This is a genomic window from Rhodospirillum sp. A1_3_36, assembly GCF_047263945.1.
In the GTDB taxonomy this organism is placed as follows: Bacteria; Pseudomonadota; Alphaproteobacteria; order Rhodospirillales; family Rhodospirillaceae; genus Rhodospirillum.
Genome location: NZ_JBLAVB010000018.1, coordinates 28,240 through 43,831 on the forward strand (window position 1 = coordinate 28,240; position 15,592 = coordinate 43,831).

11 protein-coding genes are annotated in these 15,592 nt (G+C 62.2%); 10 read left to right on the forward strand and 1 reads right to left on the reverse strand.

The window, feature by feature from the left end; translation table 11 throughout:
- Positions 1 to 119 precede the first annotated feature (119 nt).
- Positions 120 to 827 carry an acyloxyacyl hydrolase gene (locus ACLIRY_RS22485; protein WP_413207667.1) on the reverse strand — a complete coding sequence of 236 codons (708 nt, stop codon included), beginning with the start codon at positions 825 to 827 and terminating at the stop codon, positions 120 to 122.
- Between the two features lie 487 nt (positions 828 to 1,314).
- Here ACLIRY_RS22485 and ACLIRY_RS22490 point away from each other — a divergent pair, with 487 nt between their 5' ends.
- The 10 genes from ACLIRY_RS22490 (at position 1,315) to ACLIRY_RS22535 (ending at position 15,580) form a co-directional block, all read left to right on the forward strand.
- Positions 1,315 to 2,931, forward strand: coding sequence for a PAS-domain containing protein (locus tag ACLIRY_RS22490; protein WP_413207668.1), 1,617 nt, complete (start codon positions 1,315 to 1,317; stop codon positions 2,929 to 2,931).
- Positions 2,928 to 4,583, forward strand: a complete 1,656-nt coding sequence (locus tag ACLIRY_RS22495; RefSeq protein ID WP_413207669.1) for an ABC transporter substrate-binding protein — start codon at positions 2,928 to 2,930, stop codon at positions 4,581 to 4,583. The genes ACLIRY_RS22490 and ACLIRY_RS22495 overlap by 4 nt, the downstream gene beginning before the upstream one ends.
- 228 nt (positions 4,584 to 4,811) lie before the next feature.
- Positions 4,812 to 7,622 (forward strand): circularly permuted type 2 ATP-grasp protein, encoded by a 2,811-nt coding sequence (locus ACLIRY_RS22500; RefSeq protein WP_413207670.1) that lies wholly within the window; start codon positions 4,812 to 4,814, stop codon positions 7,620 to 7,622.
- On the forward strand, positions 7,619 to 8,617 hold the full coding sequence (locus ACLIRY_RS22505; RefSeq protein WP_413207671.1) for a transglutaminase family protein: 999 nt from the start codon (positions 7,619 to 7,621) through the stop codon (positions 8,615 to 8,617). The genes ACLIRY_RS22500 and ACLIRY_RS22505 overlap by 4 nt, the downstream gene beginning before the upstream one ends.
- Entirely contained in the window at positions 8,617 to 10,056 is a 1,440-nt protein-coding gene (locus tag ACLIRY_RS22510; protein ID WP_413207672.1) for a hypothetical protein, read from the forward strand. Before ACLIRY_RS22505 ends, ACLIRY_RS22510 begins: the two co-directional genes overlap by 1 nt.
- A gap of 152 nt (positions 10,057 to 10,208) precedes the next feature.
- The gene (locus ACLIRY_RS22515; protein ID WP_413207673.1) at positions 10,209 to 10,712 is read left to right on the forward strand and encodes a chemotaxis protein CheW; all 504 of its coding nucleotides are present in this window, start codon (positions 10,209 to 10,211) and stop codon (positions 10,710 to 10,712) included.
- 173 nt (positions 10,713 to 10,885) lie between these two features.
- Positions 10,886 to 11,752 (forward strand): hypothetical protein, encoded by an 867-nt coding sequence (locus ACLIRY_RS22520; protein ID WP_413207674.1) that lies wholly within the window; start codon positions 10,886 to 10,888, stop codon positions 11,750 to 11,752.
- A 93-nt stretch (positions 11,753 to 11,845) separates the two neighbouring features.
- A complete protein-coding gene (locus ACLIRY_RS22525) occupies positions 11,846 to 12,910 on the forward strand; it encodes an AraC family transcriptional regulator (RefSeq protein WP_413207675.1) in 1,065 nt (354 codons plus the stop codon).
- A gap of 248 nt (positions 12,911 to 13,158) precedes the next feature.
- Positions 13,159 to 14,349: a serine hydrolase domain-containing protein gene (locus ACLIRY_RS22530; protein WP_413207676.1), complete on the forward strand. Its 1,191-nt coding sequence runs from the start codon at positions 13,159 to 13,161 to the stop codon at positions 14,347 to 14,349.
- A 343-nt stretch (positions 14,350 to 14,692) separates the two neighbouring features.
- Positions 14,693 to 15,580 carry a helix-turn-helix domain-containing protein gene (locus ACLIRY_RS22535; protein ID WP_413207677.1) on the forward strand — a complete coding sequence of 296 codons (888 nt, stop codon included), beginning with the start codon at positions 14,693 to 14,695 and terminating at the stop codon, positions 15,578 to 15,580.
- The last annotated feature ends 12 nt before the right edge of the window (positions 15,581 to 15,592 follow it).

A 15,592-nucleotide genomic window follows, 5' to 3' on the forward strand; every position in this document is an offset into this window, starting at 1 on the left:
GAATTGGGAGCCGGGAAAATAGGTCCGGCATCCGGCTCTGTCAAACTGATATTTGGGGGAAATGAGTCATTTCCCCAGAGTTTCCTCTACTTCCCCCCGCTCCCTACTTCCCCGGCACCCTACTTCCCAAGGAAATACTGAATGGGCAAAGAAACATTGAGGGTCACTTCCTCGATACCCGGATTGATATCCCCGAGTTCCGCATTGGAAATATGGTGGAAGGCCATACCGACCCGCAGACCGTCCTCGAAGCGGTAGGCGGCCTCGATCCCAGTGCGGAACTCCAACGGCCCGCCCAGATCCCGGGCGCCACCCTGGTTGTACCAGCCCACAGCCGCACTGGGAGAGAGAATGATATGCTCGCCGAAGCGCACGTCGGCCATGAAACCACCATAGACATAGGTAGATCCCAGATGAGTCGCCTCGATCCCCGCAATGGGGTGAGCGATCCACAGGTAGTAGGCCGGGCGGTATTCGAAGCGGAACAGGGCGGGCATCTGGTCAAAATCGCCCTCGTTATCTTTCCAGACGTTGTAAGCACCCATACCGAAAGTCAGGGTATCCACCTCGTCGGGCATGGTATCGGCGCTGATTTCGTTGCCACGCAACAGGTCACCGACAATGCCCGCAGCCAGCAAACCCGCAGCCGACATCCAGACAATATTAAAGGCGGGATCGGCCTTTGCATCCCGGCTTGCCAGAGGAGCGGCGGCAAGACCCAGGGCAAGGATGGCTACTGCCAAAATCCGGGGAGTCCCGGCCAAGACCACAGAAGGAAACGTCACAAACCGCAGGAATGAAAACGACCGAACGGAACCAACAACCATGATACCCCCTTCCCGGACCAAGGGGCAGCGTTCCCCCTGACCACCCACGCAAAAACCGTGAGTAACTGACCACGACGGTGTCGCCCGCCTGCGAGCCCGCACGATACCGGGACAAGGGCGCCTTGCCTAGAGTATTCCGAGATCAAGTTGGGTCGCTTTGCGACCAAACTTGGCCTCGAAGATACTCTAAAATCACTATAATGAGAGCGAAACTGGGCCAGCTTGACTCACGCTGATGCAGCTTCACTCTAGAGCCCCATACGCGAAAGTGGAAACGGACTTTCCCCACATTCCCCACAAGGCAGCGCGACGCCCTTGCCATGGTCGGCAAGACAAGCCATGTCCTCAAAGGGATTGAGCCCCAATCCGTTGAAGGATAACCTTGGTTTACCTGTGGCAATGTCAAGGAAAATAAAAAATCGTGACACCCTCATCGCCCCCATTGCCCCCTTCGACCGACGAGCCCTTTTTACAAAGTGGAGTCTCGGTGTCCAGCCCTTTGCCGATTCATGACATTTTCAACGCCATGGATCAGGGGATTCTCGTTGCCGACGCGAACACCCGTGTCGTTCAATGGAACCGCCGGGCCCTGGAGCTGCTCGACCTTCCCGAACCTCTCCTTGAGACCCACCCACTCCATGGGGAAGTCATGGCCTATATGGTTCGCCATGGCACCTTGATGCCCGAAGAGGTGGATCAGGTCCGCAGTAGTATAGCAAAATGGCTCAGCGTTCCCGCATCCCAACGTACGGCCCTGGTGTACCAACGCCGCCATCCCGGAGGCTTGGTTCTCGAGGTCCGGACCGTGTCCTTACCCCAAGGGGGATATGTGCGGACGTTCACCGATATCACTGAAGCCAAGAGGGCGGACGAGAAGCTCGCGACACAAACACGCCAGTTGGACACCATGCTCGATGCCATGAGTCAAGGCATCCTGCTGGTCGACAGCACGGGTCGTGTCCTGCAGCACAATCGACGCTATCTGGATCTTCTCCAGATGCCCGACTTCCTTTTCCGAAATCGCCTGCCCCTGATTTCGGAACTCCTCGCCTACCAATACGGACGGGGGGATTTTGGCGAGGATTTCGACCGCATGCCCGAGGATATGAGAGCCACCTTGCGCCGGGGCGACCCCTTCTCCCGCATGGCCTACGAACGGGACATGGGCAATGGTCGAACGCTGGCGGTGAACACCTTTGCCCTGCCCGATGGCGGCTATGTCCGCACGTTTACGGAAATCACCGAAGCCAAACAGGCCGAAGGGGAGTTGCGGGCGGCCAAGGATGCGGCAGAGGACGCCCTGGACCGCCTGACCGCCACGCAGGAAACTCTTCTGGTTGCCGAAAAGATGGCCTCCCTCGGCCAGCTCGTGGCCGGTGTCGCCCATGAAATCAACACGCCCATCGGAACCGCGCTCACTGCGGCCTCCTTCCTCTCCGAGAAAACCAAAGATCTGGAGGAGGCCATCACGTCCAATCGTCTAAAACGGTCGACGCTTTCCGATTATACCGAAACGGCGCGGGACAGCACCGGGTTCATCCTGTCCAGCCTGACCCGGGCGGCGGAATTGATCCAGAGTTTCAAGCAGGTTTCCGTCGACCAGACGTCCGACGAGCGGCGGCGCTTTGACCTGCATGACTATCTCGAGGAGATCCTCCTCAGTCTGCGCCCCCGACTGAAGCGCGGCAAACACACCTTGGCCCTGAACTGTCCGGAAAATATCCTCATGGACAGCTATCCCGGCGCCCTCTTCCGGACCTTCACCAATCTGGTCGTCAATGCCCTGACCCACGCCCTTGACGGGAACCCGGACCGACCGGCAGGCTCCATGGTTCTCACCGCCCGCCCCGACGGTCCCGACCATGTCCTGTTGACCTTTTCTGACGATGGCCAGGGTATCGCCCCCGAACACCTGACCCGAATCTTCGACCCCTTTTTCACCACCCGTCGAAACGAGGGCGGAACGGGATTGGGCCTCAACATTGTTTACAATCTGGTTACCCAGACTCTGAAGGGCAGCATCGCTGTCACCTCTACTCTTGGGGCAGGAACCACTTTCACCCTTCGTCTGCCCCGTATACTTTCGCCGGATCCTCACCCATGACCTTGTTCCCCACCACAGCCTGGTTCAAAGCCCCTGTCGCCCCGCACCTGATTCGGCGACTGGTCCTGGGTTTGGGTTTGGTCGCCCTGTCCGGATTGGTCCCGGGCTTGCCCCATTGGGGGGAAGCCCAAGCCGCTGAGTTCCGATGGACAGCGCCTGCCTCCTTGCCCAACCTGGACCCCCATGCCTTGCCCAGTTTGACCGAACAGGGGATCATCGGGCAGGTCTACGAATCCCTTGTGGGGCGGGCACCGGACCTGAGCCTTCGCCCCGGGCTCGCCGAGGGGTGGGAACCCGTCACGACAACACGCTGGCGCTTCCATTTGCGCCGGGGGATCCGGTTCCACAACGGGGCTCTTTTGGACGCTGACGATGTGATCGCCTCCCTTGAGCGGGCGATGGCCGCTTCGGAAAGCCAGGGGGATCTTCTGGCTCCCTTGTATCGCATCCGCCGCATGGATGACCTGACCGTTGACATCTACACCCACACCCCTGTGGGGGACCTCCCCGATCGCCTGACCTTCGCCCCCATCATGGAAAACACCTGGTTGAGTCAAAACAACCCCAAGATTTCCGCAAATGGAACCGGCCCCTTTAAGGTCACGGATTTCACCCCCAACGGCCCCCTCACGCTGACAGCCAATCCCGACTGGTGGGGTGGCCCGCCGACGACGGTGACCAGCGCAACCCTTTACCCCACACCCCGGGCCCGGGACCGCCTGCGCTTTCTGTTGCAGGATCGGGTCGACCTCGCCCAGGACCTGGATCCGGAGATGATGGAGCCCCTGGGCCGGACGCCGGGGGTCCTCGCTCTGCGCACGCCGGGGCCTCGGGTCTTGATGCTGGGCATGAGCCAGGCCCGGCCTCAGTTTCTGAACGGCGCCCTGGCCAGCCGCCCGACAAGGAACCCCTTCCTCGACAAGCGGGTCCGGGAAGCCGTGATGCGGGCCATCGACGCCGAAGCCATCAACCAGACCGTCCTGGCCGGTCAGGCCGAACCTGCCGCCCTGATCGCCGCGTCGGTGATCAACGGGTTCCCTCAAGCCCTGAACATCCGCCCCGCCGCCGATCCGCGCCGGGCCAAGGCGCTGCTGGCCGAAGCGGGACTGCCCGGAACGGGGTTCTCCGTGACCCTGGATTGCCCGGCGGGCCACTATCTCCGCGACACCCTGATTTGTGGCGCAGTCGCCGACGCCTTGGCCGAGGTCGGCATCCGCGTAACCATCAACAGTATGACGCCACAGGCCTATTTCCCCCATATCCTGACCGGGAAGAGTGACTTCTATCTGCTCGGCTGGCTGCCCAACACCCTGGAAATCGGCAACCCGATCCTCAATCTGGCCGCCTGCCCTCCCGACACACCCGACGGCGTCGCCCCTCCCCCTGGGCCCGGCGCCTTAAACCTGGGCGGATTCTGCGATCCCCGGGTCAGTCGGCTGATTCCGCGCATGACTCAAGCCCAGAACAAGCCCCTCAGGGATGCGGCGGCTGCGGAAATCCTGATGCTTCTCCGCGATGACGTGGCCTATATTCCCCTCCTGCAGCAGCCTGTCCTTTGGGGGATCCGGAACCGGGTTCAGCTCCGCCAGCGTGCCGATGGGGTGATCGACCTGCGGACGGTCATTTTGGATCCAGAGTCGCTGCCTGGGTAGATTCCGGTTCTTTTTTGACCGGAAGCTATCTTGTACGAAAAGCAAGCTCCTCCGGACCAACCCTCTGATTTTCCGGCTTATTTCCGCCAAAACGGCGTTTCTTCAGGATTTCGGATACTGAGTAGCTTGCGTCGATCCAAGCAACGTGGTGTTTAAAACCCGATATACCCACCGAGGCTTCGCCTCCCCCCCCTTGGGGATCCTGCGAACGAACCACCGGAGATCAAGATGACCAGCCCCCCAACGGTGGACCCTCGGGACTATCTACCCAGCCTCGCGCCGACGCCCTACATGGCCCCACCGGGCTATGATGAACTGATGACGCCAGAGGGTGTCACCCGGGACCGCTGGCGTCCCTTCATGCAGATGTACGAAAACTTGCCTGAGGGCGAGATGGAACGCCGCTGGGAGCGGGGAGAGCGCCTGATCCGGGATTCCGGCATGACCTATACGATCTACGGCGCCCCGGACGGCCATGGCCGTCCCTGGAGCCTGGATCCCATTCCCATGCTGGTCGAGGCAAAGGAATGGCGCTTCATCGAACGGGCGCTGATCCAGCGGGCGACCCTGTTCAACGCCATCCTCGCTGACCTCTATGGACCGCGCCACCTGCTCAACGAGGGGCAAATTCCCCCGGCCCTGGTCCACGCCAATCCGGGTTTCCTGCGTCCCATGCATGGGGCCAAGCCCAAGGATGGCATTTTTCTGCATTTCTACGCCGCCGATCTGGCGCGCTCCCCCGATGGGCAATGGTGGGTGGTCAACGACCGGACCGAAGCCCCCTCCGGCGCCGGATATGCCCTGGAAAACCGGTTGATCATCAGCCGAATCCTTCCGGAGTTCACCCGGTCCATCAACGTCCACCGCCTCGCGCCCTTCTTCATGAAGCTACGGGAGAGCCTGACGGCGCTTGCCCCCCGGCCCATCGACAACCCCCGGGTGGTGGTTTGGACGCCGGGTCCCTACAACGAGACCCATTACGAACATGTCTACCTCGCCCGGTATCTGGGTCTGACCCTGGTGGAAGGGGAAGACATGACCGCCCGGGACGGGCGCATCTACCTGAAAACCCTGGAAGGCCTCAAACAGATCGACGTGATCATCCGGCGCAACGACGGTGCCTTCTGTGATCCCCTGGAACTGCGCGGCGATTCGGCCTTGGGCGTACCCGGGATGGTGGAGGCCGTTCACGCGGGCAATGTGACGTTGGCCAATGCCCTGGGCTCCCGTCTGGTCGAAGCCCCCGCCTTCATGCCCTTCATGCCCGCCCTGTGTCGTCGCCTGCTGGGGGCCAATCTGGTCATGCCCTCGGTCGCCACTTGGTGGTGTGGACAGGAACGGGAGGCCGCCTATGTTCTCGACAACCTGGACCGTCTGGCCATGCGTCCGGCTTTCCAGGCCAACGTTGGCTTCACCCGGGGCGCCCTGCTGACCGAGGAGGGGCGGGACAAGCTACGGGACTCCATCCGTGCCCGGCCCTGGACCTTCGTCGGACAGGAGGATGTCCCCCTCTCCTCTGCTCCGGTCTGGGTCGACGGCAAACTGCACCCCCGCTCCATGCTGATGCGTGTCCATGTGGCCGCCCATGAGGGCGGTTACATGGTCATGCCCGGTGGACTGACCCGGGTAGCCCCGGATTCCATGTCAGAACCGGGCCGGGTCTCCATGCAGCTGGGTGGCGGCAGCAAGGACACCTGGGTGTTGTCCGAATCCCCCGTGGCCCCGGTGACCCTGATCCGCGCCGGGCAGGAGATTCCCTGCCGCGGGTCCCGCGACCTGCCCTCAAGGGTGGCAGATAACACCTATTGGCTGGGCCGCAACGCCGAGCGCAGCGAAGACACCGCCCGGCTACTGCGCAAGGCCCTGATCCTGGCCATGGAAAACGGCTACGGCGGGCCGGAGCTGGGCCTCGTCCTCTCCGTTTTCGCCCTGTTGGGTCAAACGAAAATCGAGCAGGATTTCGGCGCCCCCGAGGTCCAGGAAGCCGTTCTGCGCGATCTGCTGACGCTGAATGCCGATCCCGATGGGGTCTTCGGCCTGTCTTCGACCCTGATCAGTCTGCGACGCACGACGACGGCGGTGCGGGACCGTCTATCCAATGATACCTGGCGCGCCATTTCCCTGCTGACCAACGACCCGCTGACCAAGCCCCCCAAGGACGTTCCCCTCGACCTGGAAGCCCAACGCAGTCAGGTGGACGGCCTGATCATGACCCTATTGGGCCTGGATGGTCTGGCCCTGGAGAATATGACCCGGGGCCTGGGCTGGCGCTTTCTGGACATCGGGCGCCGCATGGAACGGGCCATCCATACCCTGGACCTGCTGACCGGCCTTCTGATGGTAGATGATCGGGATATCGGACCGGGTCTGGACGTCATTCTGGACATCTCCGACTCCTCCATGACCTACCGGTCGCGCTACCTGTCCCTACCGACCTTGGCGCCGGCACTGGACATCCTGATCTGCGATGAGAGCAACCCACGGTCCCTGGCCTACCAGTTGGTTCGCCTGCGCGAGCATATGGACAAACTGGGCACCGACCCCTCCTTCTCCCCACCCAGCGAGGAACAACGGCTGATCGGCCCCCTGGCGGCCCGGGTCACCGCCCTTGACCCAACGCGCGTGACCCTGGGCGAGGCCACGGATGATTTGGAAGCCCTCTCGGGTCTGCTGTACGACCTGCGCGCGGGGCTGGGCAGCTTGGCCCATGCCTTGACCCTGCATTTCTTCGCCCATGCCGTGGAGACCCGCCCCGAATTGGCCGGACATCCGGATCTGGAAGTGGCCAAGGCCGCCCAGGACGCAGACCGTCGGCCAGAAATGCTCTCCGCCGAGCCAGAGGAAGACGCAGAGGAGGCCAACCAAGAGGAGCGGTTGGCCGCTGAATCCAACCTGGTGGAAATGGGTCCAGGCCAACCGACGCCTTCGGACCCGCGAAAGCCTGCCCAGGCGGAGGAGGAACAAGGTGCCTCCCAAGCCCAAGATCAAGATCAAGATCAAGCCGAGGCCACTGCCCCCTCCGGAGATCGGACCCCATGACCCTCCCCCCCGAGTCCAGCACTCCCCCATCCACCCCTCCGGCCCCTACGCCGGTCACTTACGACGTGGAACATGTGACCGCCTACAAGTATTCCAGATCGGTAACGGTTTCCCACCAAAGCGCCCACCTGCGTCCCCGAAGCTTTGCGACCCAACAGGTTCTGTCGACCCATTTGCGAGCGAGCCCCCTGCCCCAGATGCGATCGGAGCGACAGGATTACTTCGGCAATACGGTCACCAGCTTTTCCCTGTCCGAGCCCCATGACAGCCTGACCGTGATATCCGAGTGTCAAGTCAAGGTCATCCCCCCGCCCCGCCCCGATGCCAGCCGCACCCCGCCCTGGGAGACGGTTGCGCTGCGCCTGCGCGAGGGGTTCGGCGCCGATACCCTGGACGCCTGTCAGGTGCTGTACGACAGCCCCCATGTGGTCACCACGTCCAATATCCGCGATTACGCCAAGGACTCCTTCCCCGCCGAGCGTCCCATCCTGGAGGGGGCACTGGAACTGACAAGCCGCATCCACCGCGACTTCACCTATGATCCCACGGCAACCACCATTGCCACCCCCCTGCAGGAGGTTCTGGCCAAGCGTCGAGGGGTTTGCCAAGACTTTGCACACCTGCAGATCGCCTGCCTTCGCTCCCTGGGACTGGCCGCCCGCTATGTCAGCGGCTATGTGCTGACCCATGTTGAGGAAAGCGGCGAGCACCTGGAGGGCGGTGACGCAAGCCATGCCTGGATATCGGTCTTCGTACCTTGTCCCCAGGCACCGAATGGCGGTTGGGTGGATCTGGATCCGACCAACGACAAGATGATCACGCGCGAACATGTGACCGTCGCCTGGGGGCGGGATTTCGAGGATGTCAGCCCCATCAAGGGGGTGATGCTTGGCGGCGGGGCCCAAACCATCGATGTGTCTGTGACATTGCGCCCCACGGGGCGGAGCATCACCCGTCTTGAGCCCCCGCTGACCGACGCCACAGCGGCGCCGTGATGAGGGGCCTCGCCGGTCCGGTTCTGCTCATCGCCGTCTTGCTGACCCTGGCGGTGGAGTTGGGTGCGCCCAGGTCCCTGGACTGGGGAACTCTGGGTGCTCTCGTCGTCTTTCTACTGCTGGTCTGGCCCCGCACCCGACGCTCGGGGCGGACCTTCGTCTGGCTTTGCTTGGGTCTATCGAGCTACGCACTCTGGTCCGGCGCCCTGTCCGCTGACGACCTGCGCGGTGCCATCCACCGGGTCGGCTTCATCTGCGCGCTCTTCACCGCCTTTGGCATGCTCAGGGAGGCGGCGGCCACCTCCTGCGTTGTGCGACGCTGCGGCCTGTTTCTCTCCCGCCGCAAGCCGGGCTGGCGCTATATCGCCCTGAATCTGGGGGGGCAGTTGTTCGGCATCATCCTGAACTTCGGCGTCATCCCCCTGCTCGGTGCCATGGTGACCGAAGGAACGCGGGACGCCGACAGGCCGGAGAAGGACGCCGACCGCGCCCGCCGGGCCGCCATACGACGTCTGCGCATGGTCCAGGCCGTGAACCGGGGCTTTTCCACCACCCTCGCCTGGTCTCCGCTGACCGTCAGCCAAGCGGTCATCCTCACCGCCCTGCCCAGTTTGACCTGGGAAGAGGAAATCCCCTGGCTGCTGATCCTGGCTGCGGCCTTCACCCTTGTGGGCTGGACCCTGGACCGAATCGCCCGGGCCCGCTTCAAGGTCGGGCCGCCACTTCCCGACAGCAAAGAGGAAGAAGAGGGGTCCTGGGCCCTGGTGCTGCCGATTCTCGCCCTGGTGGTCGGCCTGTTGGGCCTGGGGCTGGGACTCAGCCGCCTCATCGACGCCCGTCTGGTGGTCTCAGTCATGCTCATGATCCCCTTGGTCGCCGCAGGCTGGCTGTTCACCCAATCGAGAGCGGACAGGGGCCTGGGTCGGGCCATCGCCGAGACGGGCCATCGCCTGGGACTGCATGTCCGCGACACCTTCCCGGCCTATCACCACGAGTTGGCCATCGTCGGTTCTGCGGCCTTCCTGGGGGTGATCGTCTCGGCCTTCATCCCCGTGGACCGAATCGTCGACCTGCTGACCCATTTGAACATGCCCGCTTGGGTACCCTTGACCCTGGTGCCCTGGCTGGCCCTTCTGGGGGGGCAGTTGGGTATGAGCCCTGTCCTCTCGGTCACCCTGCTGGCTGCAGCCATGCCCGCACCGGAGGTTCTGGGCCTGCCCCCGGCTCTGATGGCCGTCTCCTATGCCGGAGCTTGGGGGCTGGTTGCCGCCTCCTCCCCCTTCACGGCCTCGGTCCTGATTGCCTCAGGCATCGCCCATTCCAAGGTTTTTCGGATCACCCCCCTGGGCTTTGGCGTCAAGTACAATGGTGCATTCGTCGGGATATGTGGCCTGCTGCTGAGCGCATACGTGGCTTTTTTAGCCCAAATCATGACGTAAGTGCAGTTTCGCAGCGGAGATCTTGATGTTGCCCTGGTCTATGGCCTATAAACAAAGGGCGGGGAGGAGACAGGCAATTCTTGCACCCCGCGACGGAACCAACCTAGCCAGGGTTGGCCGTTCCAGGGAACGACCATGTCGAGGACAAGTCCATGAATGAGCTCACCCCGGCCAGTGAAAGCCGCTCCTTGACCACCGTTCCGGCTGGTGGCGCCATCGCCACCTCAGACGAACAGGTCTTCGTTACCATCTACGTGGAGAAGCAACTCTTCGGCATCCCCGTAGAGCAGGTGCAAGATATCCTGATCCCCGAAAAGATCGCCCGCATCCCCCTGGCCCCCCCCGAAGTGGCCGGTGCCATCAACCTGCGAGGCCGCATCGTCACCGTAATTGATGTGCGCAAGCGTCTCGGCCTGAAAGCCAAGAAGGGAGGCGGCAATATCATGTGCGTGACCGTGGAGCAGGGGAACGAGCTCTACAGCCTGATGGTAGACTCCGTCGGCAACGTGCAGAATTTAGACGTTGCCCGAATCGAACCCAACCCCACGACCCTGGACGCCCGCTGGCGATCCATCTCAACGGGCGTCGTTCGCCTGGACGGGGAACTGTTGGTGGTGTTGGACGTGGACACCTTCCTGGCTTTCAATCCGAACTGACCCGCTGCCCCATTGGGCAAGCGGAAGACCAAGGCGCGCGATCATCCGGTCTCGCGCCTTTTTTAACGTTCACTCCCATATCGGGAAAAAACACTTAAAAATATATTTTATCGAAAAAAGCCCTAATAGAGATTACCTTCAAACCGGGTGATCACTTTCTATGGAGGGGCGACATGAGCTTCGCGATTCTCGACGTGGCCATTGGCCTGATTTTCACATTCTTAACCCTGAGCTTGATGGCCACCGTCTGTCAGGAATTGCTTGCTCAGACCTTCCAACTCCGGGGCAAGACCCTATGGGCTTTTCTCGCCAAACTGCTGGGTGGGGTTGATTCCGACCTGACCAAGGCCCTTCGCGACCATCCCCGGATCAACACCCTGACAGCGGGCAACCGCTTGCCGGAGGCGATCCCCGCAACCACCTTCGCCAAGGCCTTGGCGGAGATGATGGCCGATCCGGATAAGCAGGCCATTGCCCTGCAAGGCCCCCTGGCTCCCTTCCTCAAGCCCTATTTGGATGACTTGTCCAAATTCCAGGAGGAAATGACCCAATGGTACAACCAAACCATGACCTCGGTCTCAAGCTGGTATGCCTCCAAGGCGAAACTCTTCCTGTTCCTGATTGGCTTTGCCCTGTCTGCGGCCCTGAACGTCAGCGCTCTATCGGTAGGTGAAGCGCTTTGGGTCAACAAGGACCTGCGCGACATCATCACCGCCCAAGCGGAAAGCTACACTCAAGGCCACCAGAATGGCCCCGAGAAACCACTGGTGAAAATGGAAACCGTCGAAGAGCTGCGAAGCAGCCTGGAAAGCCTGAATCTTCCCATCGGATGGGAAAACAAGGACTTAGATGAATTCTGGGAGAATTGGACCTGGCTCCATCTCACCGTGGGATGGCTGCTGACAGCCCTGGCTGCCTCCCTGGGCAGTCAGTTCTGGTATGAGTCCCTGCGCCGATTGGTGGCCCTGCGCACAGGGCTGGGCAATGGCAAGAGCCAATCAGCCCAAACGCCCGCCTCGACTCCACCGACCCAAAACTAAAGTCGCGGTCCAGAGACCGTTAAAAAAACCGTCCCCCTCCCACGCCCATGGTATCGTGAGCCTGCAATCGCTTCGCAAAAAAGGAGGCGTGGGATGCAGGAGGAGGCATTCAACTGGAATGGGTCCGGAGCATCGGCACCAACCGATGGAAGCCCTTCGGCGACCGGACCCGGTCGAAGCCATTCGACGGATTGGCCCGGTCGAAGCCATTCGACGGATTGGGACGAAGTTCAGGAATTCTGTAAGACCGTTTACATGCCCTACCGTGTCCGGCCGCTGGAGCCCCTATCCCGCCCTGACGCGACGATGTTTTCGGCCAAGGCCGGTCGCGTGACCATGACGCGGTTCTCCTATGGCACGGGCATTCATCTGGACCAATTCGACCCGGACGCGGGAAACATCCTTGTCCTGACCACACTGCGCGGCGCCCTGAACCACAAGTACGACAGCCACCCCACGACCACCCGCGCGGGGGAAAGCCTGGTGGTGGATTGCTCCCGGACAGACTATTGGCTGGACGGCGATCCAGACCACATGCAGGTCAATCTGACCATTCCCCATCGGGTCATGGAGGAAACCGCCGAACGGTGGTTCAGTTTTGTCCCCGACGACCGACTTTGGACCCGACGACTTAAATTCGGCGGCCCCCACTCGCCCTGGCTCAGACTCCTTGAATACGCCGCCCAGGCCCTGAACAGACTGACTCCCATGCCCGGAGACGGGGTTTTGGGGCGCCATCTCGAGGAGATCATCTGCCTTGAGCTTCTGCGCGAATGGGCCGCCGGGGCGGGCATTCACCTGGACCAGGGAGCGCGGACCGCCGCCCCGTCCTACGTACGTCGCGCCGAGGAGATTTTGGAAGCGGAAGCGCGCGAGGCCCCCACCATCGGCGAGGTGGCACGGCGCGTGGGTGTTTCGGCCCGTACCCTATCGGGTGGCTTCCGTCGCTTCCGCGGCATCACGCCAAGGGACTTCCTCGCAGCGCGCAGGCTCGAGGGGTTGCGCGCCGATCTGGAGACAGCGCCTGCGGACCGGACCATCGCCCATATCGCCTCGGACTGGGGGTTCACGAACTTCGGCGCATTGGCCGGACTGTACCGCGAGCGTTACGGCGAATTGCCCTCCCATACCCGAGCCCGGGCCCGTGCTGTTCGATAAGGGCAGCGAAAAGCGGTGCCCCGGCGCCGTATTCTTCCGAAGCCGGACAGGGCGCACCGATCCAGGACAGACGTCCTTAGCGAGACACCCCAAGCTTCGCAAAACAAAAGCCTAGAGTATTCCGAGATCAAGTTGGGTCGCTTTGCGACCAAACTTGGCCTCGAAGATACTCTAAAACTTATAGAATGAGAGTGAAATGGGGCCAGTTTGTTCCAAGCTGATCCCATTTCCCTCTAAGGGAGGACACAATGAGTAATCTGAAAGCGACATGCGACGACATTCTGAACGGCTTGGTGACGGGGGCTCCCCGCGTTCCCGGTGTGGTGGCCATGGTCACGGACCGAAATGACACCCTCTATTCCGGGGCAGCGGGCGAGCGCCGCCTGGACGGAACGCCGATGACCGAGGATACGGTGTTTGCCATTTTCTCGACCACCAAGGCGATTGCCGGGACCACGGCCCTGCAATGCGTGGAAGAGGGTCTTCTCGACCTCGATGCGCCCGCCAAGGACTACGCCCCGGCCATTGGCGCCCTCCAGGTCATCGACGGTTTCGACGCCGCCGGACAGCCCATGCTCCGCCCACCGAAAAGCGACGTGACGACCCGCCAGCTTCTGCTGCACACGGCAGGCTTCGGCTATGACTTCTTCAACGAAACCTATAAGCGCTTGGCCGAAGAGCATGGACAGCCGTCCGTGGTGGCCGCCTCGCGGGCCAGTATCGAGACCCCTTTGCTGTTCGACCCCGGCACCCACTGGGAATATGGCACCAATATCGATTGGGTCGGTCAGGTCGTCGAGGGAATCCGTGGAAAGCGGTTGGGCGCGGTGATGCGCGAGCGCGTCTTCGACCCCTTGGGGATGGAGGACATCGCCTTCACACGCACGGAGGCGATGAAAGCGCGGACCGCCCTCATCCACGCCCGGGCCGAGGACGGCACCCTCTCGCCCATGGATGAGTTCTTCCTGCCCGACAATCCCGAAATCGACATGGGGGGGCATGGGCTTTACGCCACGGTCCCCGAATATATGAAATTCATCCGCATGTGGCTCAACGACGGGGTCGGCCCCCATGGCCAGGTCTTGAAGCCCGAAACCGTCGCCTGGGCGGTCAAGGGAGCCCTGGTTCCCCCCCAAAAGGTCGTCATGCTGCCCGGCGTGATCCCCTCCCTGTCAAACGACGCCGAATTCTTCCCGGGTCTGCAAAAGGACTGGTCCTACACCTTCATGGTCAATTCCGAGACGGCCCCCACCGGCCGCCCGGCGGGGGCGATCGGCTGGGCGGGCTTGGCCAACAGCTTTTTCTGGATCGACCGGGAGAACGGACTGGGAGGCTATTGGGCGACCCAAATCCTGCCGTTCGGCGACCCCGTGTCCTTCACCGGGTATATGGACTTCGAAACCGCCGTTTACCAGTCCCTGGCCACTCAAGCGGAATGAGGAGAAGGGGGCATAGGGGCTGTTTGCCTGTCACGGGGCTTTGCCCCGTCCCCCCCTCTTTGGCGAGACTGGGACCGAAAGACCCCAGACCCCAGGCTCTTCTTTGTATACACCGTTTCTTCGAAAATCCGAAAAATGTGCTTCGCAGTTTCTGGGCTCTGCCCAGACCCGCAAAGGGTCTCGGACCCTTTGATCTCAAATGGGGGTCCGGGGCCTCAGGCCCCGGTGGGGGCGGGGCAAAGCCCCGAGTTTTTCGGTTTTTCAGGGGGACCAAGTATAGAAGAAAAAAGAGGATTTGGGGGCAGCGCCGTCGCCCTTCGCCGTTCAGGGAGGAGGAACCGGAATGAACGGACTGATTTCCTATGAAGAGTTGCCCGAATGGGTACCGGGCCGCCTGCTCTCGGCCAGTGATGGCCTCGGCTGGAAGCATGTGGCGTCGCGGTCCTACCATTATGACGGCCAGGATGTGATTGTTCCGGCGATGCGCGACTTCATGCTGGTGGGTTACCAAGCGGGCACGACCCCGATGGGACGCCGGTTTGAAGGCCGGTGGACCCACGACACCTTAGGGCCCGGCGCGGCCTCCCTGCTGACCCGCGCCCAGCAGGCCTCTTGGAATTGGCACGAGCCGATCGATGTGACCCATATTTACCTGTCCGGAGACCTTGTGGCAGAGGTGGCCAGTGAAGTCATGGATTGCTCGGTCAGCAAGGTGACGTTGAACGATGTGCTGCGCGCTGACGATCCGGTCATGACGGCGGCAATCCGGGCCATTGCCCAGGAAACCCAGGTCCACGGGTTGGGCGGACCGCTTTATGTGGACGCCATGGCCCGGGGCCTGGTCGTGCATCTGCTGCGCCGCTACGCTTCGATCCGCCTGCCCACCGCCCGTCCGAGCAGCGCCCTTTCGCCCCGGGAAAAGCGCCTGATCCTGGACTACATTGACGCCGAGTTGGCCATGCCACTCGACCTCAAGGGTATGGCCGAGGCGCTTGGGCTCACCCCCTGCCTGTTCGCCAAACGCTTCCGCCAGAGCTTCGGCAAACCGCCCTATGCCTTCGTCACGGCGCGGCGGCTGGAGCGGGCAAAACAGTTGCTCGCGACGACGGATCTCCCGGTCAAGGCTGTTGCTGCGGACTGCGGCTTTACCGATCAGGCCCATTTGACCCGTATGTTCTCAACCGCCTTCGGAGTCACGCCCGCCGCCTTCCGACGGCGGGCAGCCCCCTGACACTTCGATCCG

Coding starts and splice junctions, on each gene's coding strand:
- ACLIRY_RS22535 (WP_413207677.1), top strand. CDS start 14,693: ATGAACGGACTGATTTCCTATGAAGAGTTGCCCGAATGGGTACCGGGC.
- ACLIRY_RS22485 (WP_413207667.1), bottom strand. CDS start 827: ATGGTTGTTGGTTCCGTTCGGTCGTTTTCATTCCTGCGGTTTGTGACG.
- ACLIRY_RS22500 (WP_413207670.1), top strand. CDS start 4,812: ATGACCAGCCCCCCAACGGTGGACCCTCGGGACTATCTACCCAGCCTC.
- ACLIRY_RS22515 (WP_413207673.1), top strand. CDS start 10,209: ATGAATGAGCTCACCCCGGCCAGTGAAAGCCGCTCCTTGACCACCGTT.
- ACLIRY_RS22495 (WP_413207669.1), top strand. CDS start 2,928: ATGACCTTGTTCCCCACCACAGCCTGGTTCAAAGCCCCTGTCGCCCCG.
- ACLIRY_RS22520 (WP_413207674.1), top strand. CDS start 10,886: ATGAGCTTCGCGATTCTCGACGTGGCCATTGGCCTGATTTTCACATTC.
- ACLIRY_RS22510 (WP_413207672.1), top strand. CDS start 8,617: ATGAGGGGCCTCGCCGGTCCGGTTCTGCTCATCGCCGTCTTGCTGACC.
- ACLIRY_RS22525 (WP_413207675.1), top strand. CDS start 11,846: ATGCAGGAGGAGGCATTCAACTGGAATGGGTCCGGAGCATCGGCACCA.
- ACLIRY_RS22530 (WP_413207676.1), top strand. CDS start 13,159: ATGAGTAATCTGAAAGCGACATGCGACGACATTCTGAACGGCTTGGTG.
- ACLIRY_RS22505 (WP_413207671.1), top strand. CDS start 7,619: ATGACCCTCCCCCCCGAGTCCAGCACTCCCCCATCCACCCCTCCGGCC.